At 71.2% G+C, this 2,444-nt stretch carries 3 protein-coding genes; 2 read left to right on the top strand and 1 reads right to left on the bottom strand.

The window, feature by feature from the left end; all coding sequences use genetic code 11:
- Together FV223_RS25320 and FV223_RS25325 are read left to right on the top strand one after the other, a co-directional pair.
- Window positions 1-801 (top strand): TolC family protein (locus FV223_RS25320; protein WP_187276243.1); only part of this gene is annotated, 801 nt, incomplete at its 5' end.
- 14 nt (window positions 802-815) lie between these two features.
- A complete protein-coding gene (locus tag FV223_RS25325) occupies window positions 816-1,106 on the top strand; it encodes a LysR family transcriptional regulator (protein ID WP_147729532.1) in 291 nt (96 codons plus the stop codon).
- Window positions 1,107-1,199: 93 nt separating this feature from the next.
- Here the strand turns inward: FV223_RS25325 and FV223_RS25330 are convergent.
- Window positions 1,200-2,444 (bottom strand): phosphomannomutase (locus FV223_RS25330; RefSeq protein WP_147729533.1); only part of this gene is annotated, 1,245 nt, incomplete at its 5' end.

A 2,444-nucleotide genomic window follows, 5' to 3' on the forward strand; every position in this document is an offset into this window, starting at 1 on the left:
GCCGGCGCCCGCTCGCAGGTCAGCGTCGCGGAATCGGCCCTGCGCACCAGCATCGGCACCTATCGCCAGAACATCGGCGTCGAGCCGCGCCAGCTCGCCCCGGGCCGCCCGCTCGACCGCTACGTGCCGCCCAACCTCGACGCGGCGATCGCGATTGGCCTGCAGGAGCATCCGCAAATCCTCTCGGCGCTGCATGCGGTCGACGCGGCCGAGGCGCAGGTCAAGGTCTACGAGGGGGTGCTGTATCCAACCGTCAGCCTATCCGGCTCGGTCAATCAGCGTTATGACCAGCAGATTGCCAATTCGAATGCTGTCGTTGCAGCAATCGTCGGGCGCGTGACGATCCCGCTGTACCAAGGCGGCCAGGAATACGCCCAGATCCGTCAGGCCAAGGAAACGGTCGGCCAGACCCGCATCCAGGCCGATCAGGTCCGCGACCAGGTCCGCGCACAGGTGGTCGACTTCTGGGGCCGGCTCGAGGCCGCCAAGGCGCAGGTGATCGCCGCCCAGGCCCAGGTCCAGGCCAACGAGGTCGCGCTGAACGGCGTCCGCGAGGAAGCCCGCGTCGGCCAGCGCACGACCCTCGACGTGCTCAACGCGCAGCAGGAGCTGCTCAACGCCCGCGTGAACCTGATCACCGCCCAGCGCGACCGGGTGATCTACTCCTACGGCGTGGTCCAGGCGATCGGCCGCCTCACGGCGCGCTACACCGCGGTGCCGGTGGCCATCTACAGCGCCAAGACCCACTCCGATCAGGTCAAGGATCTCTGGTACGGCGTTCGTTCGCCGGACGGCCGCTGACGGTGGGATGGCACATGGCCAAGAAGCCGCGCGATCTGGCACAGCTCGATTGGGAAGACATCCGCTTGTTCCTGGTCGTGACAGAAGCCGGATCGATCCGTGCTGCGGCCAAGCGGCTCGACGTGCACCATTCGACGGTGGCCCGCCGCGTGCTCAAACTCGAGGAAACGCTCAATCAGCGCCTGATCTGCGCCAGCTCAGCAGGCGTTTCGGCGTGTCACCTCACGCCGAAGGGCCACACCCTTCTCGAGCTTGCGCAATCCATGTTCGATACGGCCCAGAAAATCAGACATTTGCGAACTTAGTCAGTGACGTTCTACGCCACGCGATGCGAACGGGCGTCCGCATCGCGTGATCGCCAGACCTCGCGCGGCCGACCCCCGAGGATACGACGACGGCTACGCGCGTCCGGCTCCCGCCGCCATCGCCGCCGCCGCCGCGTCGAGCCCCCAGGCGAGGAGGTCCTTGGCTTCCGCGGCGGTCGGCGCCTCGGTGTAGCACCGCAGCTCGGGGGCGTTGCCCGAGGCGCGGAAGTGGATCGTGCGGCCGCCGCCGAGCGCGATCCGGATCCCGTCCTGCGCGTCGACCGCCTCCGGGGTGCCGACCGGCTGCAGGAAGGTCCGGCGGAACGACGCGTCGCCGAGGCTTTGCAGGAGGGCGCCGCTGCGCTCGGCCGGCGTGTCGGGCAGCCGGTCGCTCGCCATCTCGCCGACGTTCAGCGAGGCCACGAGGTCGGCCAGCGCCAGCCCCGCCTGCCGGGATGCGGCCAGCGTCGCCAGGATGGGCAGCATCGCGTCGCGCGTCGGCAGGGCGGGCAGGACCTTGTCGCCGACCGCGACGTCGGAGCCGAGCAGGAAGCCGCCGTTCGCCTCGAAGCCGGCGACCGCCTTCGCCCCCGCCCGCCGCGCCTGCTCCATGCCGGCGATGACGAAGGGCGAGCCGACGCGGGTGCGCAGCACCTGCCCGAACCCGCCGGCCTGCTCGATCGCCGAGCCGGCGGTGACGGGCACCACCACCGCATCGACGCCGAGATGGCGCGCGGTGATCAGGCCGAGCACGTCGCCGCGCACGATCCCGCCGGCGGCGTCCGCGACCAGCGGCCGGTCGGCGTCGCCGTCGGTGGTGACCAGGGCGTCGAAGTCGCCCGAGGCCATGACCTCGGCGATGAAGGCGACGTCCTCCGGGCGGTGGGCCTCGGTGTCGATCGGGACGAAGGTCTCCGAGCGGCCGATCGGCGTGACCTCGGCGCCGAACGCCGCCAGCAGGTCGGCGAGCAGGTCGCGGGCGACCGAGCTCTGCTGGTAGGCGGCGACGCGGATCCCGCTCAGGGTGTCGGGCGGGAAGACGTCGCCGTAGCGGCGCCGGTAGCGGTCGATCACGTCCGGGTCCGGCGTCGCGGCGACGGGGGCCGCCATGGTCCCGGCTTCGGCGACGTCGCCGAGGGCAGCGAGGATCGCGACCTCGTCGGCCTTGGTGATCTCGCCGTCGGGCCGGTAGAACTTCAGGCCGTTGCGGTCCTGCGGGATGTGGCTGCCGGTGACCATCACGGCGCAGGCCCCGCGCCGCATCGCCTCGAGCGCCAGCGCCGGCGTCGGAAGCGCGCCGCAATCGATCGCCGCGAAGCCCGTCGCGGCGATCGATTG

The sequence above is a fragment of the Methylobacterium sp. WL116 genome, assembly GCF_008039455.1.
Classification (GTDB): domain Bacteria; phylum Pseudomonadota; class Alphaproteobacteria; order Rhizobiales; family Beijerinckiaceae; genus Methylobacterium.

What these genes read in the sequence shown, in the direction of transcription:
- FV223_RS25325 (WP_147729532.1), top strand. Translation starts at nt 816, where the DNA reads ATGGCCAAGAAGCCGCGCGATCTGGCACAGCTCGATTGGGAAGACATC.